Genomic DNA, 23256 nt, shown 5'->3' with positions numbered 1-23256 from the left:
GGATGGCGCGGCTCCCCGGGGGGGTGGTCCTCCTTTTCCTGGGCTTCGCCCTCCTCTACCCCCTCTTCCGGGTCCTCCTTCTGGGCCTGGGGGAGGGGTTTTGGAGCGCCTGGACCAACCCCTATTACTGGGAACGCTACCGGTTTAGCCTGGGGTACGGCCTGGCCTCGGCCCTCCTCACCCTCACCCTCGCCCTCCCCTTGGCCTTCCTTTTCCGGCGGCGCTTTCCCCTAAGGGCCTTTTTCCTTTCCCTTTCCACCCTCCCCTTCGTCCTCCCCACCCCGGTGGTGGCCCTGGGGTTTTTGGCCCTCCTAGGCCCCCGGGGGGTCTTGGGGGTGGACCTCTACGGCACCTTCGCCCTCCTCCTCCTGGCGGCGGTCTTCTACAACCTGGGGCTTGCCCTAAGGGTCTTGCTGCCGGTGGCCTTGGGCCTCGAGGGGCCCCTGGCGGCGGCGAGGACGTTGGGGGCCACTCCTTTTCGCGCCTTCCTAAGGGTGGGGCTTCCCCTCCTCCTCCCCGCCCTGGGGGGAGCGGGGCTCCTCGTCTTCCTCTACACCTTCTCCGCCTTCGGGGTGCCCCTCCTCCTGGGGGGGCCTCGGCACGCCACCCTCGAGGTGGAGGTCTACACCCTCCTGGCCCACCGCCTGGCCTTCCCCGAGGCGGCCGCCCTCATGGCCTGGCAGCTTTTCACCCTGGCCCTGGCGGTCTTCCTCTACCTGCGCCTGCGGGCCTACCCCCTCGCCCCAGGCCCCCTCCTCCCCACCGCCTCCTGGGCTTATCCCGTGGGGCTTGGGGCCTTCTTCCTCCTCCTCTACGCCCCCCTTCTCGCCCTTTTCCTCCAGGCAAGCCCCCTGGCCCTCCGTGCCGCCTGGGCCTCGGAGGACTTCACCCCCCTTTCCCTGGCCCTGGAGAACACCCTGCGCTTTAGCCTCCTCGCCCTCCTCCTGGCCTTGCCCCTAGGGGTGGCCTACGGGGTGGCGGCGAGGCGGAGCGGGTTTTGGGACCTCCTGGGCCTCCTTCCCCTCATGGTGAGCCCGGTGGCGGTGGGGCTTGGCTACCTGGTGGCCTACCCGGGCCTTCGGGGCTCTTTGGCCCTCCTCCTCACCGCTTACGCCCTCCTCGCCTACCCCCTCCTGGCCCGGGCCCTCCTCCCTGCCCTACGAAGCCTCCCCCCAAGCCTTCTGGAGGCGGCGAGGACGCTAGGGGCCACCCCCTTCCGCGCCTTTCTAAGGGTGGAGCTTCCCCTCCTCCGCCCCGCCCTGGCCTCCGGGGTAGCCCTGGCCCTCGCCGCCATCCTGGGGGAGTTCGGGGCGAGCCTGGTGCTTTGGCGGCCCGAGTGGACCACCCTTACCCTCGCCATCTACGAGCGCCTGGGCCGGCCTGGGGAAGGGCCTTTCCGGGAGGCCCTGGCCATGGCGGCCCTCCTCGCCCTCCTCTCCGGGCTTCTCTTCTACCTCCTGGACCGGGGGCGGGGCAGGGTGGGCTAGGCGGCCCTAGCGCCGAACCCCTCCAGGAACTCCCGCACCACCCCAAGGAAGCGCCGCCCGTCCAGAAGGAGGGCCAAAAGGCCCCAGAGCAAGGCCATGCGGAAGGCCTCGGGGGCGAGGGAGGCGGCGAAGTAAAAGGGGGCGAAGGTGGCGGGCACCTGGAGGAGCATGGAGAGGCTCTTGTGGGGGTAACGGAGGAGAAGGGTGAGGGCCAGGACCATCCAGGAAAGGCCCAGGCCCACGGGCACCAGGCCCGCCCCCACCAGGTAGGCGAAGCCCGCCCAGGCGAGGCCGGCGTCCAGGGGGTAGTCCCAGAGGGCAAGGGGGGAAGGCCGCCTCGAGGCCCGGGCCAAAACCCCGTCCAGAACGTCCAGGGTCCAGCCCAGAAGGAGGAGGTACACCACCCCCTCCAAGGCCTCCGGCCCCTCCCCCACCCTTCCCAAGAGGAGGAGGACCACCCCACCCCGGCCCAGGGTGCAGAGGTCGGCGAGGAGGCGCAGGCTAGCCTTCCCCATAGACCAAGGCCCCAAGCCCCTCCACCGCCCCCTGGCGCAAGGAGAGGTGGGCCAAGGGGGTGAGGGGGGTGGGCTCGGGGTTCACCTCCACCAGGTAGGCCCCGGCGGCGAAGGCGATGCGCCCCAAGGAGGCGGCGGGCTCCACCTCGGCGCTGGTGCCCACCACCAGGGCCACGTCCGCCTCGGCAAAGGCCCTTTCCGCCCTTTCCCAAGCCCCCTCGGGCAAGAACTCCCCAAACCAGACCACATCGGGCCGGGCCCGGTGGCCGCAGGCCGGGCAAAAGGGCGGGGGCGTGAAGGCCTCGGGGAGGGGAAAACGCTTTCCACACGCCTCGCACCGGGCCCTGAGGATGTTGCCGTGAAGCTCCACCAGGTTCTGGCTCCCCGCCAGGGCGTGGAGGCCGTCCACGTTCTGGGTCACCAGGAGGAAGCTCCCCCCCCGGGCGAGCACCCTCCGCTCCAGCTCCACCAGGGCGTGGTGGGCGGGGTTGGGCTTGGCCTCCCGCACCTTGGCGATGCGCCAGGCGTACCAAGCCCAGACCCTCTCCGGGTCCCGGGCGTAGGCCTCGGGGATGGCGTACTCCAGGGGGTTGAAGTTCCGCCAAAGCCCCTCGGCGTCCCGAAAGGTGGGGATGCCCGAGGGCTTGGAGATGCCCGCCCCCGTGAGGACCGCCACCCGCTTGGCCTCGGAAAGCCGCTTCCTTGCCTCGGAAAGCCTTTCCATCCCCACCCCATCCTAGCGCGGTAGGCTAAAGGGGATGCGGCTTTTCACCCCCGAGGCCATGCGGGAAGCGGACGGGAAAGCGGCGGAGATGGGCTACCCCACCCTCCTCCTCATGGAGTGGGCGGGGATGAAGGCGGCCTTGGTCTACCGGGAGCTCTTCGGCGACGCCCCTGCGGTGGTCCTCGCCGGCAAGGGGAATAACGGCGGGGACGGCCTGGCTCTGGCCCGGCACCTCCACCTTGGGGGGGTGCCCGTGCGGGTCCACGCCGCCAGCGGGCAAGGGGGGGATGCCCTCCTCATGCGCCAGGCCCTGGAGGCCCTGGGCCTTCCCCTCCTTCCCCTGGAGGAGGCCTCCTGGGGGGCGGGGGAGGTGTTGGTGGACGCCCTTTTCGGCACCGGGCTCAAGGGGCCCCTGGAGGGGTTCTACGCCGGGCTCGTGGAGCGGGTGAACGCCTCGAGCCTGCCCGTCCTCGCCCTGGACCTGCCCTCGGGCCTCCCCTTCACCCCCCACGTGCGGGCCACGGCCACCCTCGCCTTCGCCGCCCTGAAAACCCCCCACCTCCTGCACCGGGAGGCCTGCGGAAAGCTCTTTCTAGCCGAGATCGGCCTGCCAAAGGCCCTCTTGGAGCGGGGAGACCTCCCCGAGGTGGCGACCCCCCAGGCCCTAAAGCCCCTCCTCCCCAGGCGCCCCCTCACCGCCCACAAGGGGAGCGTGGGCCGGGTGGGGGTGCTGGGCGGCTACCGGGGGGACACCCTGCGCTACGCCGGGGCCCCCATCCTCGCCGCCCTGGGGGCCTACCGCATGGGGGCAGGGCTCGTGCACCTGGCCGTCCCGGAGGGAACGCCCCTGGAACCCCTGGAAGCCGTCTTCCACCCCGTGCCCGCCCCAGCCCTTCCCCCCATGCGGGTGGAGGCCCTGGCGGTGGGCATGGGCGGGGGGCCTTGGGGGAAGGCCTGGGCCCTGGAGGCCCTAAAGGCGGGCCTGCCCACGGTGTTGGACGCCGATGCGCTTCATCCCGAGGTGGTGGCCCTCTACCGCCAAGCCGGCGTCAAGGCGGTCCTCACCCCCCACGCCGGGGAGGCGGGGAGGCTTCTTGGCCTCCCTCCGGAGGAGGTAACCCAGGACCCCTTGGCCGCCGCCCGGGCCCTGGCGGAGGCCACGGGCCTCACCGTGGTCCTCAAGGGAAACCCCACGGTGGTGGCGGAAGGAAAGCGGCTTTCCGTGAACCCCACGGGCAACCCCGCCCTGGCCACCGGGGGCACCGGGGATGTCCTCTCGGGGGCCATCGCCGCCCTCATGGCGGCGGGGCTTGCCCCCTTTGACGCCGCAAGGCTCGCCGTCTACCTCCACGGCCTCGCCGGGGACCTCCTAGCGGAGGAAAGGGGGGTGGGCCTCCTCGCCCGGGAGGTGGCGGAAGCCCTGCCCCGGGCGCGGCGGGCCTTGGAAAAGGGCCTAGGCCTGCCCTTCGCCCTGGTATAGTCTTGGGCAAGGGGTTTTGCCCCGGACCATGGACCTGCCCCGGCTTTACGTTCCCGCCACCCTGGCCAACCTGGGCTCGGGGTTTGACGCCCTGGGCGTGGCCTTGGACCTCTACCTGGAGGTGGAGGCCGCCCCGGCCCGGGAAGACGCCTTCTTCTACGAAGGGGAGGGCCTGGTGAAGGGCACGGACAACCTGATCCACCAGGGCTACCGGGCGGGAATGGCCGCTTTGGGCCTTAAGGCGGAGCCCCTGGCCATCCGCGCCTTCAACCCCATCCCCTTGGCCCGGGGCATGGGGAGCTCCTCCGCCGCCTTGGTGGCGGGGGTGGCCCTGGCGGACTGGGTTTCCGGAGGGCGGCTTGGCCGGGACGGGGTCTTCCGGGTGGCGGCCCGGCTGGAAGGCCATCCGGACAACGTGGCTCCCGCGGTCTACGGGGGGTTTGTGGCCGCCCTGAGCGACCCCCCCTTGGCCATCCCCCTGCCCAGGCCCGAAGGGGTGCGCTTCGTCCTCGCCATCCCCCCTTATGCCGTGCCCACCCCCTGGGCCCGGGCGGCCCTGCCGGAAACGGTGCCCTTGGCCGATGCCGTCTACAACCTGGCCCGAAGCGCCCTCTGGCCCGCCGCCCTGGCCTCCGGGCGCCTCGAGGCCCTAAAGGAGGCCTGCCGGGACCGCCTCCACCAACCCCACCGGGCCCACCTCATGCCTGGGGTCCTGGAGGCCATAGAAAGCGCCCTGGAAGCGGGGGCCCTGGCCGCCTTCGTGGGCGGGGCCGGCCCCACCCTGGCCGCCTTGGTGCGCCAAGGGGAGGAGGAAGGGGTGGCCCGGGCCCTGGAGGCCTACCGCGGCCAGGGCCAGACTTGGGTCTTGAACCTAGGGGAGGGATACTTTTGGAAGGAAACCTGAACACCATCCCTCTTACGGAGCTCTTGGAGCTCATCCACGGACACCGCCGCTCGGGGGTTTTGGAGGTGCAGGTGGGCCCTTTGCCCCTTTCCTTGCGCTTTTCCGCCGGGGAGGTGGTGGGGGCGGCCATCCTGGACTGGGAGGGCCTCGAGGCCCTCTTCACCTTCCCCCTCCACCCCAAGGAAGGCCCCTTCCGCTTCCAGCCCACCCCCCCCTCCCAAGAACGCCCCCTCCTCCCCTTCGCCGCCCTGCTGGGGGAGTGGGCCCGGGTCAACGACGAGTGGGACCGCTTCCGCACCCTGGTGGACTCCCCAAGCCGCGTCCTGGAGGCCATCCGCCCCAAACCCCCTCTAGAGGTCTTCCAGGGGGGGAAAAGCGTCCGGGCCGCCGCCAAGGCCTGGGGCGTACCCCTCCTCATCGCCATGGAGCGAGCCTACATGGGGGTTAGGGAAGGGGACCTTTACCCCTTGCGCCGCTACGCCTGGTACGCCCTGCGCATCCGCTACCAAGGGCGCAAAGGCAAAACCCTGGAGGAGTTCGGCCAGCTCCAGGCCCTCCTGGACGGCACCCGCAACCTGGGCGAGGTCATCGCCAGCGGGGTGCCCGTGGGCCTGGTGCGCCGCTATCTGGTCCAGGCCCTGAGCAGCGGGGAGCTTGCGCCCCCGGGGCGGGGCTGGCTCTTGCGGGACCTCACCTGGGAGATGGAAAAAGAAGGGGAAGCCTAGGCGCACCTAGGCTCCCAAGCCCCTTTGGGTTACTTCTTCTTGCGGGGACGGTACTTGCCGTAGGTGCCCCGCCAGATCTTGCCCCTACGGGTACGACGGTCACCCTTGCCCATGCTTTCCCTCCTTAGGCGCTAGCCCCTTGGGCGGAAAGGAGCTGGTGCACCTTGCGCATCAGCCGGGACTTCCTGCGGGCGGCGGCGTTCTTGTGCAGGGTAGAGCCCTTGGCCGCCTTGTCAATCAGGCTCTGGGCCTTGCGCAGGATCTTGATGGCCTCCTCCGCCTTGCCCTCCTGGGCCAGTTGGACGGCCTTTTTGCTCAGGGTCTTGATGGCCGACTTCTTGGCCTTGTTGCGAAGCCGGCGCTTCAAGGACTGCCGGTGCCGCTTCAGAGCGGAAAGGTTCCTCTTGGGCTTCTTCTGCGCCATCGTTCTCCCCTTATGCCCCCTCGGGGCAGACCAGGCCTAAGTGTAGCACACCCCGCCCTACGGGGCAAACTTGGTGGCCACCCAGTCGTAGCGCACCTGGCCCTTGGCCTCTTGGAGGCGGAAGCGGAGGAGGTACTCCCCCGAGGAAACGGGAAAGCGCACCTCCTCCTGGAAACGCCCGCTATAGCGTTTTTCCCCCAAGACCCTCCCCCCCTGGACCAGGGCCACCTCCAACCTCCCCTCCTGGAGGCTTCCTTCCACCCGCACCTTCACCGCATCGTAAAGCCCCGTGACCCGCAAGGGGTAGCGGGCCTCCCCCGTGTACTTCCAGTAGAAAACGGGCAGGAAGGGCGGGTAACCCACGGCGAGGCCGTACCGCTCGGCGTACCAGTAAAGGCCCAGGGCCGCCAGGGCCAAAAGGAGCAGGCTCCGCATTGCCCTAAGTATACTTGGGCACATGGCAGGCACGGGCCACATCCCGCCAGAAGAAGCCTTCGCCCTTCTCAAGCGGGGAGCGGAGGAGATCATCCCCGAGGAAGAGCTTCTCCTTAAGCTCAAGGAAGGCAGGCCCCTCACGGTGAAGCTCGGGGCCGACCCCACCCGGCCCGACCTCCACCTGGGGCATGCGGTGGTCCTGAGAAAGATGCGCCAGTTCCAGGAGTTTGGGCACAAGGTGGTCCTCATCATCGGGGACTTCACCGGGATGATCGGGGACCCCTCGGGGCGGAGCAAGACCCGCCCGCCCCTCACCCTGGAAGAAACCCGGGAAAACGCCAAGACCTACGTGGAGCAGGCGGGCAAAATCCTTAGGCAAGAACCCGAGCTCTTTGAGCTCCGCTACAACTCCGAGTGGCTGGAACACCTCACCTTCAAGGAGGTGGTGCGCCTCACCTCCCTCCTCACCGTGGCCCAGATGCTGGAAAGGGAGGACTTCAAAAAGCGCTACGAGGCGGGCATCCCCATCTCCTTGCACGAGTTCCTCTACCCCTTCGCCCAGGCCTACGATTCCGTGGCCATAAGGGCCGATGTGGAAATGGGGGGAACGGACCAGAAGTTCAACCTCCTGGTGGGGCGGGAGGTGCAACGGGCCTACGGGCAAGACCCCCAGGTCTGCTTCCTCATGCCCCTTTTGGTGGGCCTGGATGGGCGGGAAAAGATGAGCAAGAGCCTGGACAACTACATCGGGGTGGCCGAACCCCCCGAGGTGATGTTCAAAAAGCTCATGCGGGTCCCCGACCCCCTGCTCCCAAGCTACTTCCGCCTCCTCACGGACCTCACGGAGGAGGAGATAGAAACCCTCCTAAAGGCGGGCCCGGTCCCCGCCCACCGGGTCCTGGCCCGCCTCCTCACCGCCGCCTACGCCAGGCCCCGGATCCCCGCCCGGCTGGACCGGGCCTTCTACGAGAGCCTGGGCTATGACTGGAAGGCCTTGGGAAGGGACAAGGAGGCGGGCCCCGAGGAGGTGCGGCAGGCGGAGGCCCGTTACGATGAGGTGGCCAAGGGCGGGATCCCCGAGGACATCCCCGAGGTGGCCATTTCCCCCTCCGAGCTCAAGGAGGGACGGATCTGGGTGGCGCGGCTTTTTACCCTAGCGGGCCTCACCCCCTCCAACGCCGAGGCCCGGAGGCTCATCCAGAACCGGGGCCTAAGGATTGACGGGGAGGTGGTCACCGACCCGAGCCTGGAGGTGGAGCTCTCCAAGCCCCTGGTCCTGCAACGGGGGAAGGACCGCTTCGTGCGGGTGCGGCTTGCGGAGGGCTAAACCCCCTCCATGGGCCTTAAGGGCACCTCGTGGCCGGTGGCGTAAAGGGTGTCCCCCTCCGCCTCGAGGCGGAGCCGGGGCAGGGGGTAGCGGGGAGGGCCGTAAATGGCCTTTCCCCCAAGCAAAGGGTCAAAGGCGCCGAAGTGGCAGGGGCAGCCCAGGAAGGGCCTTTCGTAGCGGAAGTTGTAGAGGAGGGAGGCGGCCTCGGGGTCGGGGACGTAGTTCAGGGTGCACCCCTGGTGCGTGCAGATGCGGCTAAAGGCGATGTAGTGCTCCTCCCCTAGGGAAAGCCCTCCAGGGGGGGCCTCGGGGAGCCGCAGGAGAAAGGCCTGGAGTTTCCCCTGGGGCAGGGGGTAAAGGAAGGGCTTGGCCTGCCAAAGGGCAAGCTCCCCCAGCCGGGCCACCGCCACCTTGGGCCCCTCCCGCCAGACGGGTTCGCCCGCCTCGGGCCGGGGGCGGAAGCGGAGGTTATAGGTGCGCACGCCAAACCAGGCGAAAAAGCCCCCCGCCACCGCCACGGGCACGTAGAAGAAGAGGTCCCGCCGCCTCATAGCCCCTGGAGGTAGGCGAGAAGCGCCGCAAGCTCCCCCTCGGAGAGGGGCACGGGGGGCATCTGGCCCCTTCCCTTGAGCACGATTTCCCGCACCGCCTCCGGCGCCTTCAGGATGGGGTTTCCTTGAAGCTTCGGCCCCACGCCCCCTTCCCCTCCCGCCCCGTGGCAAAGGGCGCAGCGGGCCAGGTAGACGCTTTGCCCGTCCTTTCCCCCTTGGGCCTGGGCCCGGGCCATGGCGATGAGGCCTTCCACCCTTTCCTTGGCCTCGCCCCCCACCTCCAAGTAGCGCTCCCAGGCGGCGATGGCCCGGTCCATCTCCCCCTTTTGGAAGTAGAGGTTGCCCAGGAAAAGCCACCCCTCGGCGGCCTTGGGGTCAGCGTGCTGGGCGATTTCCAAGAACATCTGGGCCTCCTCGGGCCTCCCCCCCATGAAGAGGAGGATCCCCACCCGCCGCAAGGCCTCCACGTTCCTAGGGTCTTTCTTCAGCACCTCCAGGTAGGCCTCCGCCGCTTGGTCATAAGCCTGGAGCGCATAGGCCCTCCGGCCCCAGGCGAGGAGGTCCTCCACGGCCCCCGTCCTCTTCGCCTTATCCGCCAGGGCCTTTAGCTCCCGGGCCTCGGCCCGTTGCGTCACCGTGGTCTCCCCGGGCAGGCGGGGCAGGGTGTAGCGCCAAAGGCCTACCCCCAAAAGGGCCACCACCCCCAAGACCAGGGCCACGGGCAAGGGGTTGAGGGGGCGCCTTTCCGGCGGGCGGTAGCCCTCCAGAGCCCTTTCCAGGGCCACCATGCGGGCGAGGGCCAGCTTTTTCTCCTCCCCCTCGAGGGCCTCCACCTCGGCCCGCAGGACCTCCAGCTCCCGAAGAAGCTCCTCCCGCCTGGGGGGCTCGGGAAAGGGCTCCTTCGGGCCCAGGAGGGGCCTGAGGGCCAGGACAAGCCCCAGGAGGAAAAGGGCGAGGAAAAGGAGGGTGGCGGTCATGCCGGGGGCTCCTTTAGGCGGCGCTCCGCCTCCTCCAGTAGGTCCTGGGGTACCCTCTTGGGGCGGAAGTAGGCGAAAAGCCCCAAACCCAAGAGGAGAAGGGCCAAAGGGGGCAACACCCACGCCCAAAGGGTCACCCCCCGCCTCGGGGGCGCGTACAGGATCCACTCCCCGTACCGGTCCACGAAAAAGGCCTTAATCTCCTCCTCCGTCTTGCCCTCCTGAAGCATCTCGGCGATGAGGCGCCGCATCTCCACCGCCACCCCCGAGTTGCTCTCGGCGGCGCTCTCCCCTTGGCACACGGGGCAACGGAGCTCCCGGGCGATGCGGAACACCTCCGGGGAAAGGTCCGGGGGAGGCCCCGCTTGGGCGAAGGCGGGCACGAGCAAGAGGGCGAGCAAAACCCACCTCACGGCAACACCTCCTTTAGGTACTTCTCCAAGGTGGCCTGGTCTAGAGCCCCGGCATGGCGCGCCAGGACCCGCCCCTCTCCGTCTATGAAGAAGGTTTCCGGCACCCCGTACATCCCGTAGTCCACCCCCACCCGGCCCCGGGGGTCAAAGACCTGGGGGAAGGTGAGGCCGAACTGGGCGATGAACCTGAGGGCCTCCGGCTCCTTGTCCTGGATGTTCACCCCGAGGAAAAGCACCCGGTCCTTGTAGCGCTGCCAGGCGGCCTCCAGCACCGGGGCCTCCTCGTAGCAGGCGGGGTAGCACCAGCTGGCCCAGAAGTTGAGGACGATGGGCCGCTTGCCCAAGTGATCGGCCAGGCGGAAGGTCTCCCCCCACGCCGCCCGGTAAGGGGGCAGGACGGGCAGGGTGAAGTCGGGGGCGGGGCGCCTTTCCTTGGCCAGGACCGAGGGGAGCTCCTTGGGGTTTCGCTGCATGCCCCAGAGGAATAACCCCCCTAGGGCCAGCACCCCTAGCACCCAAAGCCAAGCCCTCATGCCGGGCTCACCCCCCTGACCTCCTCCCTGCGGGACGCCGGCCAAAGGATGTAGAGGGTCCCCAACGCCATAAGCCCCCCCGCCACCCACATCCAGAAGACCAAGGGCGTGACGATGAGGCGCAAGGAGGCCCACTCCCCCTTCTCCCGGTCAAAGTCCATGAGGAGGAAGTAGTAGTCGTTCCCCGGGGTGTAGACCACCTTGGGAGAGGGCAGGGGGGAGTTCATCTGGGGGTAGAAGTGGAGCCTGGGCCTAACCTCGCCGAAGCGGTCCGTCTGGACCAAGGCCTCCACGGCGAAGCGCCGTCCCTCGTCCAAGGCCCGCACGCCCTGGAAGGTGAGCCTCAAGCCCGCCACCTCCCAAGCCTGCCCCCGGTAAAGGGTCTTTTCGCTCTCCAGGCGGTAGGTCTGGCTAAAGGCGATGGCGAGACCCATGAGGGCCACGGCGAAGTGGACCACGAGGCTTCCCACCCGCCTTCGGTTCTCCAAGAAACCCCACGGGGAAAGCCCCGCCCGCACCCGCCCCAAGACCCCTTCCCGCACCAGGAGGAGGATGGCGGCCAGGTTGTAGAGGAAAAGCCCCAGGGCCAAGGAGGCCCCCCAGGTATACCCCCTCTGGAGGCCGAGAAGCGTGCCCAAGGCCAAGACGGCTAGGAGCAGGTAAAGGTTGCGGAAGACCTCCACCCTGGCCCTGCGCCAAGGGAGCAAGGGCCCCACCCCCATGAGGAGCAAGATCCCCGCCCCAAGGGGCGCGGAAAACTGGTTGAAGAAGGGGGCCCCCACGCTCACCTTGGCCCCGGCGAAGGCCTCCACCAAAAGGGGATAAAAGGTGCCCAGGACCACCACCAAGGCCCAGCCCGCGAAGAAGAAGGCCCCCAAAAGGAGCGCCCCTTCCCGGGAGAAGGGCCGGAAAAGGGCGGTGTCCCGCACCTCCCGGGAAACCCGGGAAAGGAGCCCTAGGCCAAGGGAGGTGGCGAGGAGGAAGAAACCCAAGAAAGCGGGCCCCACCGGCCCCTCGGCGAAGGCGTGCACGGACTGGATCACCCCGCTTCGGGTGAGGAAGGTCCCGAGGACCGTGGCGGCAAAGGCCAGGGTGACGAAGGCGAAGTTCCAGGCCTTGAAAGCCCCCCGGGTCTTTTGCACGATGGCGGTGTGCAAAAAGGCCGTGGCCAGGAGCCAAGGGACGAAGCTGGCGTTTTCCACCGGGTCCCAGGCCCAGTACCCGCCCCAGCCCAGGACCTCGTAGCTCCACCACATCCCCGCCACCTTCCCGGCGGTGAGGAAGCCCCAGGCCACCAGGGTCCACCACCGGGTCTCCTCCACCCAGGTCTGGTAGCGGCGGGTGGCCATGGCGGCGATGGCGTAGGCGAAGGGGACGCTCAGGCCCACGAAGCCCAGGTACATGAGCACGGGGTGGACGGCCATCATCCAGTGGTTCTGCAGGAGGGGGTTGGGGCCCACCCCGTCCTGGGGAGGGTTGGGGAGGGTTTCAAAGGGGCTGGCGATGGTGGCCATGACCCCAAAGAAGAAGACCTGGACGCCGAAGAGCACGGCAAGCACCAAGGAAGCCCGCCAGGGGTCTAGGCTCCGGCGGCTGGCCAAGAGGGTGTAAAGGGTTTGCAAGAGCCCCCAGAGGAGGATGCTCCCCTCGAGGGCCGCCCACGGGGTGACCAGGGTGACCCACAAGGGGTCCTGGAGGGAGTGGTTCTTGGCCACGTAGGCCAAGGAGAAGTCGTGGGTGAGGAGCCCCCACTCCAGGGCCAAAAAGGCGGCCAAGGCGGCGAGGAAGGCGGGGAAGACGAGGCGCCTGGCCCCCCGCAGATAGCGGCCATCCCCCTGCCCGTAGGCGAGGAGGGCAAGGGCCAGGCCCAGGAGGCTAAAGGCCAGGGCCAGGCTCACGCCCAGGTTGCCCAAAAGGGCAGGGGTCATTTGGCCTCCTCAATGAGCTTGCGCACCTCCTCCGGGGTCCAGCCCGCCTTGGGCGCCTGGTAGGTTTCCGAGTGCTTCACCAGGAGGTTGGTGCCCTGGAAGACCCCGTCTTGGAAGCGCCCCTCCACCACCACCCCCTGCCCCTCCTTGAACATCCCCGGAGGGGTGCCCTTGTGGAAGACGGGGACCTCCGCCACCCCATCGGTGAGGACGAAGCGGAGCTCTAAGCGGTCCTTGTCGTACTGCACGGTGCCCTGCTTCACCAACCCCCCGAGGCGCACGGGGCGGTTTTGGTAGCGGGCCTGGTCCTGAAGGTACTCCGAAGGGGTCAAGAAATAGACCAGGTTCTGCCCTAAGCCCCCAAAGACGAGGTAGCCCAGAGCCCCGAGGATCACGGCAAGGCCCAGGAGGTACTTGGTTCTCATCGGGCCCTCCTATAGCGCCAGAAGAGGTAGGCCAGGTAGCCAAAGACCGTGAGGTAGGTGAGGGCGTAGACCCAGGTGACGAAGACCTCGTTCACGCCTCCTCCTTCCTGGCCTCGAGGGCCGCCACCAAGGCCCGAAAGCGCACGAAGCCCAGGTAGAGCAGGGTGAAGACCAAGAGATTGAAGAGGAGGGCCTGGAGCATGGCGGGGTCCATGTGGACCTTGCCCGTGGTGAGGTCAATGGACTGGGTCTGGTGTAGGCTCCGCCACCACTTCACCGACATGTAACTGATGGGCACGTTGATGAAGCCCAAAACCCCCACCGCCGCCGCCGCCTTGGCCCGAAGCTCCGGGTCCTCAATGGCCCCCCTAAGGAGGAAGTAGCCCACGTACACGGCGAAGAGGATGGCGGTGGTGGTGAGCCTGGGCTCCCAGGTCCAGTACACCCCCCAGGTGGGGCGGGCCCAGAGCATCCCCGTCACCAAGGCCAGGCCCATGAAGACGAGGCCGATCTCGGCGCTGGCCAGGGCCACCCGGTCGTACCGGGGGTCCTGCCGCAGGAGGTAAAGGAGGGAATAGAGGAAGGTGACGAAAAAGGCCAGGTAGCCGAGCCAGGCCCCCGGCACGTGCAGGTACATGATCCGGACCAGATAGCCTTGGTTCACGTCCGGCGGGGCGGAAAGGGCCAGGTAAAGCCCCACCGGTAAAAGGAGTACCCCTAGGCCCAAGAAGGCCCAGGTGAGGGCATCCGGTCGTTCAGGGTGTGCCGCCTTAAGCATCGCTTGCCTCCACGCACCTAAGCATAGCCCGCCACCAGGTGAAAAATCTGTGGCCGTCTACCCCTCCATCACCACGGGGAAAAGGAGCGCCCCCGCCGTGAGGTAGACCAGGTCAAAGACCAGGAGGAGTTGCCACCAGGAAGCCACCTCCGCCACGGGCAACCCCTCCAAGAGCCCCGCCGTGGCCCTAACCCCCGCCAGGACCACGGGCACCACCAAGGAGAAAAGGAGGAGGGGCAAAAGCACCTCCCTTCCCCTTAGCCGGGCGAGGAGCCCGGCGTAAAAGGTGGCCACGCTGGCGTAGCCAAGCCCCCCCAACGCCAGGGTGAGGAAGAGGGGAAGGGCCTTTTCCAAGGGCAGGTAGAAGAGGCCCGCCGCAAGGAAAAGGGCCAAGGCGGAAAGGGGGAGGAGGAGGAGCATCTGGAAAAGGAGCTTCCCAAAGTAAACCCACTCCTTGCCCCCGGGGGTGAGGAGGAGGTCGTCCAAGGTGGCGTCCTCCACCTCGAGGGCGAAGGCCCGGGTGGAAAGGAGGGTGGCGAGGAAGGCCAAGGCCACCCACAAGACCCCAGGGGCGGCCCGGCGCAAGGCCCCTTCCTCCGGGCCCAGGGCCAAGGCCATGACGAAGAGCATCACCGCCAAAAAGCTTAGGGCGGAGAGCACCCCTGCCCGGTCCCGCACCTCTAGGCGCAGGTCCCGTAGGGCCAGAAGCCAAACCCGCCCCACCCCCAAGCCCCCCTTCCCGAGGCTCCTCTGCGTTTCCGCCTTCACGCCGCCCCCAGCCATAGGACCCGGTCCGCCACCTCCTCCGCCAGGGCCCGGTCGTGGGTGGCGAGGACCACCCCGCCTTCCTTCCGCCCCTTCGCCAAAACCCCTAAGAGGAGTTTCCGGCCCTCCACGTCCAAGGCGGTTTCCGGCTCGTCCAAAAGCCAAAGGTCCGGGGAAAGGAGCTCCAAGCGGGCGAGGGCCAGGCGCTTTTTCATGCCGCTGGAGAAGGCGGCAAGGGGCAGGTCCTCGGGCAGGCCATACCGGGCCAGGGCCTCCCGCCAGTCCCCTTCCTTTCCGTGAAAGGCCAGGTCGTAAAGGAGGTGCTCCCGGGCGGTGAGGTGGCGGTGGAAGGCGGGGGGGTTGGGGAGGAAGAGCGCCCTTCCTTCCCGCACCACCCGGCCCCGGGTGGGCTTCAAGAGGCCCGCCATGAGCCTTAGCAGGGTGGTCTTCCCCGAGCCGTTGGGCCCAAGGAGGGCCACCACCTCGCCCCGGGCAAGGGCAAAGGTGAGGTCCTTCAGGACCCAGTCCCGGCCAAAGCGCTTGGAAACGGCCTCGAGGCGCAACATGCTCCTCCTCAGTCTAGGGGTATCCCCGGGGGACAAGCGTCCCTAGAGGTACTTCTGCAACCACTCCGGCGTGATCCGGAGGAAGAAGGTGTTCAGGGCCGAGTACGTCCCGGTGAAGAGGAGCACCCCCACCACCACCAACACCACCCCGGCGAAGACCTCCACGTAGTGGGAAAACCGCCCCGCCCGCCTCAGCCACCCCTTGAGCCGCTCGGCGAAGAGGGCCACCAGCAAAAAGGGCACGGCGAGGCCCAGGATGTAGGCGAGGAGAAACCCCACCCCGCCCCCCACAGCGGTGAGGGTGAGGATGGCCCCCAGGATGGGGCCGATGCAGGGGGTCCAGCCCAGGGCCAGGGTGGCCCCGAGGAGGAAGGCCCCCAAGGGGCGGCCCGTCTCCCCCTCGTAGCGGAGGGAAACCCCCCACTTGGGCCTCAGGCCCAGCATGTAAAGCCCGAAGAGGACCAGGACCACCCCCCCCAGGCGGGCCAGGGTCTGGCGGTGCTCAAAGAGAAGCCCCCCAAGCAGGGTGAAGGGAAGCCCCAGGAGGAAGAACACCGCCCCGAAGCCCAAAACGAAGAAGAGGGCGTTGAAAAGGGGGCGCCCCCTTTCCCCCCCCAGGTAGAAGAGGTAGGTGGGCACCAGGGGAAGCACGCACGGGGAGAGGAAGGAGAGCACCCCCGCCAAAAAGGCTGCGCCCAAGGAAAGCGTCATGACCCCATCCTAGGGCAAGGTGAGCCAGGGGAAACGGCGCTTCGTCTCCGGGTCCACCTCCAAAAGCTCCCGGGCGGGCATGCGCACCTGGGGCAGGGTCTTCTCGTTGATGGGCTCGTCCGCCTCGGTGATGCCGTTCATGTAGAGGAGGAAGGTCACCAGGTGGTAGACCTCCTCGTCCGTTAGGGTTCCCGGAGCCCCGAAGGGCATGGCCCGGCGGATGTAGTCGTAAAGGGTGGTGGCGTACTGCCAGTAGTTGCCGATGGCGTACTCCACGGGCTCCGTGTCCGGGGTGATGGGGAAGGGCTCGGCCACCAGGCGGTTAAAGGGGTAGCCCTCCCCCCTGGCCCCGTGGCAGGAGGCGCACTTCTCCGCATAGATGCGCTCCCCCTCCGCCACCTTCCCCTCCCCCGGGGGAAGCCCCCGGCCGTCGGGCAGGACCACGGGCCTCAGGTCGTACTGGGCGGCGAGCTCCTCGGAAATGGGGGTGCCGAGGCCGTAGCGCGCCCCCAACGCCAGGCCCAGAAGGGCCACTGCGAAGAAGACCTTCTTAGCCATCAAACACCTCCCCGTCGCACCCGCCCACGGGGCCTGCGGCCCGCACGCCCAGGGGCTTGTCCCCGTTCACCACCCGGCCATCCGGCAGGATGCGCCAGGCCTGGATGGCGTTGTAGTGGTAGCGGTTGTTCTTGCCCCAACGCTGGAAGAACTCCTCCCGGGTGGGCTGGGTGTTCCCCTTCTCGTCCCAGGCCCGGCTCCAGAGCACCACCTCCTCGCCCCGCCACTGCCAGGGCATCTTGAAGCGGACAAAGGCGTAGCGCTCCACGGGGGGCTCGAGGGTGGCCTGCCGCCAGGTCTTGCCCTCGTCCAGGGAGATCTCCACCTTGGCGATGCGGCCAAAGCCGCTCCAGGCCAGGCCCCGGATCTCGTGGAAGCCCGGCCGGATCACCTGCCCCCCCGAGGGGTAGGTGATGATGGACTGGGGCTCCATCACCCAGGTGAAGGCGAGGACCTTCCCGTCGGCCATGACGTCCGTGTACTCGCTGGTCTCGTCCTTGGCCATGGCCGGCAGGTCCGTGACCAGGATGCGCCTTAGCCACTTCACCTGGATGCTCCCCTCCCAGCCCGGCACCACCAGGCGCACGGGGTAGCCCTGCTCGGGGCGCAACGCCTCCCCGTTTTGCGCATAGGCCACCAGAACGTCCTCCATGGCCTTTTCCAAGGGCAGGGAGCGGGTGTACATGGCGGCGTCCATGCCCTCGGGGATGAGCCACCTGGCCCCCGGCTTCACCCCCGCCTCCTTGAGGAGGAGGGCCAGGGGTACCCCGGTCCAGCTGGCGTTGGAGGCGAGGCCCCGGCTCCGGGTGGCGGTGAGGTTGGGGTCCGGGGGCTCCCGGTAGCCGTTCTGCCCGTTCCCGGCGCACTCAATGAAGTAGGTGCGGGTCACGGAGGGAAAGCGCTTGAGGTCCTCCAAGGTGAAGACCAAGGGCCTTTCCACCATCCCGTGGATCACCAGGCGGTAGCTTTTGGGGTCCACCTGGGGCACGCCGGCGTGGTGGCGCTCAAAGTGGAGGCCGTTGGGGGTGATGACCCCCTCCAGCTTCTCTAAAGGAGCGAAATCCGCCCCCGAGTGGCGGGTGCGCAGGTTAGGGGAGATGTAGCGCACCACCCCTTCCTCAAAGGGGCTCCGGCTCCCGTACTCGCTTAGCGGGGCCCCTAGGGTCTTGGTGGGGGCGAAGGTCTCCTCGTCCCAAGGGGGCGTCTGGGCTTTGGCCTTGAGGAGGCCGAAGAGGCTTCCTGCCCCCAGCATCCGGAAGAACTTCCTGCGGTCCATATACCCTCCCATCGTATCCCTAGGCCGCAAGAAAAACCCGCCCCCCTTGGGGGGCGGGAGGCCAGGCTTTAGGCGGGGCCGAACATGTCGTTCCAGATCCCCGTGGCCCAGCCGATGGCCGCTTGGCCGTTGGCCTGGGAGCGCTGGTTGTCCACGGCGCTTTGCGCCCTAATCTGCTTGGCCGCCTCGTCCCAGGAGTAGTTGGCGGAAACCCAGATGGCCTCCTCGGAATCCACGAAGGAGTAGCAGATGTTCTGGGGAAGCTCGGGGGGGATTTCCGCCAGGGGCTTGCCCCGAAGCCTTTCCGCCAGGTGCCGGGCCACGATGGTGCCGGAAACGTAGGCCACCATGCCGCTCTTGGGATAGGGGGTGTTGCCGGTGATGTCCCCCACCAGGTAGATGCGGTCGTCCTTCTCGGAGAGGAAATAGGGGATGCGCACGTTGGCCCAACGCTCCCCAAGCCCCGCCACCCGGACGAGCTCCCCCGCCTTCATGGGGGGGATGACGTTGGCGAGGGTAAAGGGCACCTCGCCGAGCTCCGTGAGAACCTGCTTCTTCTCGTAGTCCAGCCCGGTGATGCGGGTATTGGGGACGTACTCCAGGTAGTCCTTGTAGAGCTCGTTGTAGGCGGCGAGGAAGCCCGGGGCCTTGGAAAGGGGCTGCGGGTTGGCGTCCAGGACGATGACCTTGCCCTTTACCCCCTTGGTCTTGAGCCGCCAGGCCAGCATGGCCGCCCGCTCGTAGGGGCCCGGGGGGCACCGGTAGGGGGGGGTGGGGATGTACAGGACGAGCTCGCCGCCCGTTTCGTCAAACTGGTCCAGCAGGCGCCTCAGGGCGATGTGCTCAAAAGGCTTGAAGCCCACGGGCATGAGGTGCTTCACCTCGGCGTAGCCGGGGATGGCCTCGTACATGTAGTCAATGCCCGGGGCCAGGACCAGGAAATCGTAGGCCAGGTACCCCCCGGTGGTGCGCACCAAGCGGCGGTCCCGGTTGATGTCCAAGACCTTCTCCTGGACGAAGATCACCCCGTCCTTGACCACGTTGGTGTAGTCAAAGACGAGCCACTCCAAGGGCTTAACCCCCGCCAGGAAGAGGTTGGACATGGGACAGGACATGAAGATGGGCTTCTGCTCCACCAGGACCACCTCCACGTCCACCCCAGACTGGACGAGCTTCCGCGCCACCGTGGTCCCGCCCCAGCCGCCCCCGATGACCACCACCCGGGGCTTGCGGGTGCGGGGGAGCAGGGTGGCGGGGCGGGCGTAGAACTCCTGGGCGAAGGCCGTGCCCCCCAGGGCCTGTGCCGCCGCTAAAGCGGCCCCCGTCTTCAGAAGATCCCTCCGGTTCACCTTTGCCATAGCTCCCTCCTTCATTGACCAGGGCGGTAGGGTTCCCCGCCCACGGCTTCCAGGATGCCCGTCATCACCTGCCTGGCCTCTTGGAGCATTGTAACCGCCGGGGAGCCCATGACCCCGGGCATGATGGTCATGAGCATGGGCTCAATGGCCCCCACCAGCACGTCAGGCCCCATCTGCATGGCGAAGAAGCGGCAAGGGGCGGCAAAGCCCCCAGCGGGCTGGGTGAGGAACATGATCCGGGCCCACTCGCTCTTGCAGGGCATGATCACGGTCACGGGACCCACCTTGACGTTGGGCAGGAGGTTAAGCCCGGCGGAGGTGAGCTCGGTCTCCACCATGAGGACCACGTCCTCCACCTTGGCCCCCCGCACCCGGTAGAGCAAAGCGGGCATCATGCCGCTACTGGGGTCCGGCATCATGGCGGGAGCAACCTTGCGCACCGGGCCAAGCCGGCCCAAGGCCGCCTCGAGGCGCCACACAAGCCGCTCCACCTCGCCCCCGTACACCCCGAGCATGCCGAAAAGGAGCCTGCCGTCAAAGGCCCCCACCAGGTACTTCTCCCCTTCCCCGGTGATGAAGACCGTGGGGGGCAGGACGATGGCGGCCATGGGGTTCTTGCTCACCGCTTCCTGGCTCCCTCTATCCGGTTTTAGGACCACCAGGCGGTAGTCCGGGAAGCCCGGGCCCGTGACCTGGCGCACCTGCTCCCCCAGGTTCAGGACCCGGTCGGGCTCGAGGCCCACCCCCTTCAGGGCCTCCAGCACCCGGGCCTCCACGGCTTCCAACCTCCCTGGAACCTGCACCACCAAGGACTGGGCCAAGGAGAGGCCCAAAGCCACCACCAGCGCCAGAACCTTTTTCATGATCCTCCCTCCACTTCCAGGCCGGCGTCCAGCCAGCCCTTGAACCCATGGGCGATGTTCTTGGCGTTTTTGTAGCCTAGCGCCTGCAAGTAGGCCGCCACCACCGCAGAAACGCTCCCCGAGTTGCAGTAGACGAGAAGGAGGGCCTCCTTGTCCTTGGGAAGCTCGGCCAGGCGGTCCGGCACCTCGCCGGCGTAGATGTGCACCGAGCCCGGGATATACCCCCTTTTCCGCTCCTCCGCCGTGCGCACCTCCAGGATGAAGGGCTCAAAGAGGAGGAGGTCCTTGGCCTCGGTGGGGTAGACCAGGTAGCCCGCCGGGGGCACGCGCTTCAGAAAGGCCCCAAAGGCCCTCACCCAATCCCCCTCCCCTTCCCCCCGGGCCCGGAGGAGGAGAAGGGGCAAAAGGGCGAAGAGGTGGCGGCGGCGCATGGCTAGCGGGTGAAGAAGGGCAACTCCTCAAAGGAGTGCCCGGCCTTGGCCGCTTCGGCCAGCATGTAAAGGGTCAGGGCGATGTAGGGCTCGGAGTAGAACTCCGGAGCAGGGATGGCGATGGAATCGTAGCAGAAGGCGATGCGGTCCTCCATGGTGTAGAGCTTGTCCGCCTCAAAGCGGTAGGCGGGCCACTCGTTCCCTAGGCCCTCCTTGGGGCTCCGCACCGGCGAAAGCCGGACCCGCTTCCCGGCATTCTGCTCGTGGCAGACGGCACAGCTCATGTCCCGGGCCCCCGCCCGCTGGTACCAGAGCTCCCGGCCCAGGTTGTACATGGCAAGCTCCGCCGGGTGCTTGGGGACCACCTGGATCTTGGCCTTGGAGGAGAAGGAGGCGATGTAGGTGGTGATGGCCTTAACCTCGTCCCGCTTAATCTCTTCGGGTTTAAAGCCCTGCACCCGTTGCATGCAGGTGTAGACCCGGGTTTCCAGGTCCTCCACCCGCCCCGTGTCCGGGAAGTACCTGGGCAAGATGGCGTAAACCCCTTCCAAGACCCCAGGACCTTTGCCGAAGTCGCAGGCCTCGAGGGTCTGGCCGCTTGGGCCCTTGCGGAAGAAGAGCTCCTTGCCCTCCTCCACGAAAAGCTCCCCCGGCAGGACGCCGAAGGTTTCCAGGTACATCTGCCGCTGGCGCATGGCCTCCTCAAAGGGGTCCAAGGGCTTCTGCCCCTGGGTGTAGGCCCAAAACCCCCCCAGGACGCCCAAGGCCGCAAGCCCAAGAACGAGCGCTCGTTTCCTCCGCACGGCTCACCTCCGGTTGATGGGGGACTCGGGGTCTAAGAGGAAGGCCACGAGGTCGGCGGTTTCCTCGGGGGTGAAAAGCCCGTGGACCCCGCCCCGGTACATGAGGGAGCAGGGGACAAAGGCCCAGGCGTTGTAGATTTTCTCGTAGGTGTAGCGCACCACCGCCTCTGCGGTGCCCCGCTGGCCGTAGCCGGTGAGGCTTGGGCCCATGGTGCCGTAGGCCACCTCATTGGGGTCCCCGGCGTGGCAGGCGTAGCAGTTGCCCCGCCTGGGGTCCGTGAAGACCTTCTCCCCGTTTCTCCAGTCCCCCATGAGCTTGCCGCTTGCCGGGTACTTGATCAGGGCCTTCTGCTCCGCCAAAAACCCCGGGATGAGGTCCGGGGGAAGCTTGTCCCGGTACTGGGAGCAAAGGGCCTGGGCCTTGTCCTGGGAGAGCATCACCTGGGCGAACTCGTGCCCTCCCGCGTGCAACAGGGCCTCGAGGCGGGCCCTAAAGGGGCCCACCTGGGAAAAGGCCCCACCCAGCGCCAGAATGCCTAGCGCCAATAACCCTATTCGCTTCATCCCATCACCTCCGGCACGCGGTAGTTGCGTCCAAGAACCTTCACGTTGGGCTCGGGCAACACCCCGACCCGCCCCACGCCCTTGAGGTATTCCTCCAGCAGGGCGTAAATGGGCCTGGGCTCGAGGCCCGGCTTGGCCTCCCCCAGCCGCTGAAGCCTACCCCCGTAGGCCGCCACCAGATAGCGGCGCTCCGGCTCCAAAGCCTTACCCCCCACGGAAACCTCCCGCACCCGCCTGCCCGTGGGCGCATCGGGGTCCAGAACGTAGGAAAGGCCAAAGGTGCGGCTCACGTCCCCCCCCTGCTGGTAGAAGGGGTCAGGGGTAAAGACGTTGCTGGCGATGTCCTCCAAGACGCTCTGGATCTGCACTCCCCGCAGGCGGAAAAGGTAAAGCTCCGGGTAGGTGAAGCCGGTGTAGGCATAGAGGTGGTCCCGGGTGATGGCCTGCCCCGGGAGAAGGGTGGTGCCCCAGCGCACCGCCGGGCTAAAGACCACCTCCACCTCCGGGTAAAGGGCCTTCACCGCCTGGCCCACCAGATGGTCCCAGGTGGAGTAAAGGGTGTCCCGCTTGTAAAGGAGGGTTTCCGTGACGGCCAAGGGCGCAAAGAGGTGCTCCCGGTTCGGGGCCACCTTCTCCGCCAGCCACGCCTCCACCTCCTTCGCCTTGGGCAGGTGGTCCGCCAAGACGGGCAAGACCCGCACCCGAAGGTTGGCGATGCCGCCCTTGCGCAGCTTCAGGTCCACCCGCATCAGGGCCTTGCCGGCGGCGCTCCCCGCCACGATCCAGGTCTTCCCCACCCGCCAGGGCAAGGGGGTGAGGTCGTGGGTATGGCCGGAAAGGATCAGGTCAATGCCCCGGATGCGCTCCGCCAAGGCGGCGTCCAGCTGCATCCCCTGGTGGGAAAGGAGGACCACGGCGTCCGCCCCCTCGGCCCGGGCGGCGTCCACCGCCTCCTGCAGGCGCCGCTCGTCCAGGGCGAAGGAAAGCCCCTCGGTAAAGCTTTCCGGATGGGACACCTTCACGTAGGGGTAGGCCGCCCCCACCACGGCCAAGGTGTAGCGGCCTGCGGGATGGAGGCAGTAGGCGGGGAAGAGGGGATCCCCAAAGAGCTCGTCCACCACGTTGTAGGCCAGGTGCTCCCCGCGAAATTGCCGGAGAAGGGCCTCCACCCGCTCCCGCCCCAAGGTCCACTCCCAGTGGGAGGTCATGTGGTCTACCCCCGTGAGGTTCTGCCACTCCACGAGGGCTTGCCCATCCGTAAGCAGGGAAAGGCCGGAGTTGGTCCAGGTATCCCCCCCGTCCAGGACCAAGACCTTGGCCCCATCCGCCTCCGCCCGGGCCTTTTGCTCCCGGATCAGGGCGGTGAGGGCGGGAAGCCCCCCCACGGGGCCAAAGGCCCGGGCAAGCTCCACGAAGTCCAGGTAGGAAAGAAGGTACGCTAAAGGCGTTCCCCTCTCCACCCCGTAGTAGCGGAGGATGGCCTCCCCCGTCAGGTATCCGGGCCGCCCCATCAAGGCCTTAGGGGCGATGAGGTTTGGGGGCTCCATGAAGTAGTGGGGAAAAGCTTGGGCGTGGAGGTCGGAGAAGAAAAGGAGGGTGGCCTCCCCATAGGGGGGAAGGTCGTAGAGGCGGGCCGGGTTTTCCAAGGCCTGGGCGAGGGCCTTGGGCCCCAGGCCCGCAAGGGTGGATAGGAGGAAAAGGACGTCCCTACGGTTCATCTAGACCCCACCGCCGG

At 67.8% G+C, this 23256-nt stretch carries 28 protein-coding genes; 5 read left to right on the top strand and 23 right to left on the bottom strand.

Annotated elements, in window-relative coordinates; genetic code table 11:
* Window positions 1-2: 2 nt before the first annotated feature.
* A complete protein-coding gene (locus LXN00_RS02775; protein WP_234504457.1) occupies window positions 3-1487 on the top strand; it encodes an ABC transporter permease in 1485 nt (494 codons plus the stop codon).
* On the opposite strand, the gene LXN00_RS02770 is transcribed toward LXN00_RS02775, so the two are convergent.
* A complete protein-coding gene (locus LXN00_RS02770; RefSeq protein WP_234504455.1) occupies window positions 1484-2002 on the bottom strand; it encodes a hypothetical protein in 519 nt (172 codons plus the stop codon). The genes LXN00_RS02775 and LXN00_RS02770 overlap by 4 nt on opposite strands.
* Entirely contained in the window at window positions 1989-2726 is a 738-nt protein-coding gene (locus tag LXN00_RS02765; RefSeq protein ID WP_234504452.1) for an SIR2 family NAD-dependent protein deacylase, read from the bottom strand. Before LXN00_RS02765 ends, LXN00_RS02770 begins: the two co-directional genes overlap by 14 nt.
* Window positions 2727-2760: 34 nt before the next feature.
* Here LXN00_RS02765 and LXN00_RS02760 point away from each other — a divergent pair, with 34 nt between their 5' ends.
* From LXN00_RS02760 to LXN00_RS02750, 3 genes are read left to right on the top strand one after another with little or no spacing between them, the layout of a single operon-like run.
* Complete coding sequence (locus LXN00_RS02760; protein ID WP_234504449.1) at window positions 2761-4206, top strand: NAD(P)H-hydrate dehydratase; 1446 nt, start codon at window positions 2761-2763, stop codon at window positions 4204-4206.
* A gap of 28 nt (window positions 4207-4234) precedes the next feature.
* Window positions 4235-5110, top strand: coding sequence for a homoserine kinase (gene thrB, locus LXN00_RS02755; protein WP_234504447.1), 876 nt, complete (start codon window positions 4235-4237; stop codon window positions 5108-5110).
* A complete protein-coding gene (locus LXN00_RS02750; protein ID WP_234504445.1) occupies window positions 5095-5835 on the top strand; it encodes a DUF4388 domain-containing protein in 741 nt (246 codons plus the stop codon). The genes thrB and LXN00_RS02750 overlap by 16 nt, the downstream gene beginning before the upstream one ends.
* 29 nt (window positions 5836-5864) lie before the next feature.
* Here LXN00_RS02750 and LXN00_RS02745 read toward each other — a convergent pair whose 3' ends face one another.
* From LXN00_RS02745 to LXN00_RS02735, 3 genes are read right to left on the bottom strand one after another with little or no spacing between them, the layout of a single operon-like run.
* Window positions 5865-5948 (bottom strand): 30S ribosomal protein THX, encoded by an 84-nt coding sequence (locus tag LXN00_RS02745; protein ID WP_008632889.1) that lies wholly within the window; start codon window positions 5946-5948, stop codon window positions 5865-5867.
* Between the two features lie 11 nt (window positions 5949-5959).
* A complete protein-coding gene (rpsT, locus tag LXN00_RS02740; RefSeq protein ID WP_234504442.1) occupies window positions 5960-6259 on the bottom strand; it encodes a 30S ribosomal protein S20 in 300 nt (99 codons plus the stop codon).
* A 57-nt stretch (window positions 6260-6316) separates the two neighbouring features.
* Window positions 6317-6694, bottom strand: coding sequence for a hypothetical protein (locus LXN00_RS02735; protein WP_234504440.1), 378 nt, complete (start codon window positions 6692-6694; stop codon window positions 6317-6319).
* A 22-nt stretch (window positions 6695-6716) separates the two neighbouring features.
* On the opposite strand from LXN00_RS02735, the gene tyrS reads away from it, so the two are divergent.
* Window positions 6717-8021 (top strand): tyrosine--tRNA ligase, encoded by a 1305-nt coding sequence (tyrS, locus tag LXN00_RS02730; protein WP_234504438.1) that lies wholly within the window; start codon window positions 6717-6719, stop codon window positions 8019-8021.
* Here tyrS and LXN00_RS02725 read toward each other — a convergent pair.
* The 18 genes from LXN00_RS02725 to soxB form a co-directional block, all read right to left on the bottom strand.
* Complete coding sequence (locus tag LXN00_RS02725) at window positions 8018-8572, bottom strand: Rieske 2Fe-2S domain-containing protein (RefSeq protein WP_234504436.1); 555 nt, start codon at window positions 8570-8572, stop codon at window positions 8018-8020. The two genes, tyrS and LXN00_RS02725, sit on opposite strands and share 4 nt — an antisense overlap.
* Complete coding sequence (locus tag LXN00_RS02720) at window positions 8569-9549, bottom strand: c-type cytochrome (RefSeq protein WP_234504434.1); 981 nt, start codon at window positions 9547-9549, stop codon at window positions 8569-8571. Before LXN00_RS02720 ends, LXN00_RS02725 begins: the two co-directional genes overlap by 4 nt.
* Window positions 9546-9962, bottom strand: coding sequence for a cytochrome c-type biogenesis protein (locus LXN00_RS02715; protein WP_234504432.1), 417 nt, complete (start codon window positions 9960-9962; stop codon window positions 9546-9548). Before LXN00_RS02715 ends, LXN00_RS02720 begins: the two co-directional genes overlap by 4 nt.
* Window positions 9959-10495: a TlpA family protein disulfide reductase gene (locus LXN00_RS02710; protein WP_234504429.1), complete on the bottom strand. Its 537-nt coding sequence runs from the start codon at window positions 10493-10495 to the stop codon at window positions 9959-9961. The genes LXN00_RS02715 and LXN00_RS02710 overlap by 4 nt, the downstream gene beginning before the upstream one ends.
* The gene (locus LXN00_RS02705; protein WP_234504426.1) at window positions 10492-12423 is read right to left on the bottom strand and encodes a heme lyase CcmF/NrfE family subunit; all 1932 of its coding nucleotides are present in this window, start codon (window positions 12421-12423) and stop codon (window positions 10492-10494) included. The genes LXN00_RS02710 and LXN00_RS02705 overlap by 4 nt, the downstream gene beginning before the upstream one ends.
* On the bottom strand, window positions 12420-12848 hold the full coding sequence (ccmE, locus tag LXN00_RS02700; RefSeq protein ID WP_234504423.1) for a cytochrome c maturation protein CcmE: 429 nt from the start codon (window positions 12846-12848) through the stop codon (window positions 12420-12422). Before ccmE ends, LXN00_RS02705 begins: the two co-directional genes overlap by 4 nt.
* Before the next feature lie 91 nt (window positions 12849-12939).
* Complete coding sequence (ccsA, locus tag LXN00_RS02695) at window positions 12940-13626, bottom strand: cytochrome c biogenesis protein CcsA (protein ID WP_234504418.1); 687 nt, start codon at window positions 13624-13626, stop codon at window positions 12940-12942.
* A 57-nt stretch (window positions 13627-13683) separates the two neighbouring features.
* Window positions 13684-14349 (bottom strand): heme exporter protein CcmB, encoded by a 666-nt coding sequence (locus LXN00_RS02690; RefSeq protein ID WP_234505146.1) that lies wholly within the window; start codon window positions 14347-14349, stop codon window positions 13684-13686.
* Between the two features lie 41 nt (window positions 14350-14390).
* On the bottom strand, window positions 14391-14957 hold the full coding sequence (locus LXN00_RS02685; RefSeq protein WP_234504416.1) for an ABC transporter ATP-binding protein: 567 nt from the start codon (window positions 14955-14957) through the stop codon (window positions 14391-14393).
* 42 nt (window positions 14958-14999) lie between these two features.
* Entirely contained in the window at window positions 15000-15668 is a 669-nt protein-coding gene (ccdA, locus tag LXN00_RS02680) for a cytochrome c biogenesis CcdA family protein (protein WP_234504414.1), read from the bottom strand.
* 9 nt (window positions 15669-15677) lie between these two features.
* Entirely contained in the window at window positions 15678-16226 is a 549-nt protein-coding gene (locus tag LXN00_RS02675; protein WP_234504411.1) for a c-type cytochrome, read from the bottom strand.
* Complete coding sequence (gene soxC, locus LXN00_RS02670; RefSeq protein WP_234504408.1) at window positions 16219-17502, bottom strand: sulfite dehydrogenase; 1284 nt, start codon at window positions 17500-17502, stop codon at window positions 16219-16221. Before soxC ends, LXN00_RS02675 begins: the two co-directional genes overlap by 8 nt.
* A 68-nt stretch (window positions 17503-17570) precedes the next feature.
* Window positions 17571-18860 (bottom strand): FAD-dependent oxidoreductase, encoded by a 1290-nt coding sequence (locus LXN00_RS02665; RefSeq protein WP_234504403.1) that lies wholly within the window; start codon window positions 18858-18860, stop codon window positions 17571-17573.
* Window positions 18861-18871: 11 nt separating this feature from the next.
* Window positions 18872-19723, bottom strand: coding sequence for a translation initiation factor 2 (locus LXN00_RS02660; protein ID WP_234504400.1), 852 nt, complete (start codon window positions 19721-19723; stop codon window positions 18872-18874).
* Window positions 19720-20154 carry a rhodanese-like domain-containing protein gene (locus tag LXN00_RS02655; RefSeq protein ID WP_234504397.1) on the bottom strand — a complete coding sequence of 145 codons (435 nt, stop codon included), beginning with the start codon at window positions 20152-20154 and terminating at the stop codon, window positions 19720-19722. Before LXN00_RS02655 ends, LXN00_RS02660 begins: the two co-directional genes overlap by 4 nt.
* A 2-nt stretch (window positions 20155-20156) precedes the next feature.
* Entirely contained in the window at window positions 20157-20957 is an 801-nt protein-coding gene (soxA, locus tag LXN00_RS02650; protein WP_234504394.1) for a sulfur oxidation c-type cytochrome SoxA, read from the bottom strand.
* 3 nt (window positions 20958-20960) lie between these two features.
* A complete protein-coding gene (soxX, locus tag LXN00_RS02645; RefSeq protein ID WP_234504391.1) occupies window positions 20961-21521 on the bottom strand; it encodes a sulfur oxidation c-type cytochrome SoxX in 561 nt (186 codons plus the stop codon).
* Entirely contained in the window at window positions 21518-23239 is a 1722-nt protein-coding gene (soxB, locus tag LXN00_RS02640) for a thiosulfohydrolase SoxB (protein WP_234504389.1), read from the bottom strand. The genes soxX and soxB overlap by 4 nt, the downstream gene beginning before the upstream one ends.
* Window positions 23240-23256 lie beyond the last annotated feature (17 nt).

This window comes from Thermus brockianus, assembly GCF_021462505.1.
Lineage (GTDB): Bacteria > Deinococcota > Deinococci > Deinococcales > Thermaceae > Thermus > Thermus hydrothermalis.
Note: the sequence above shows the minus strand (reverse complement) of the source record. Positions and strands in the feature narration are given on the sequence as shown.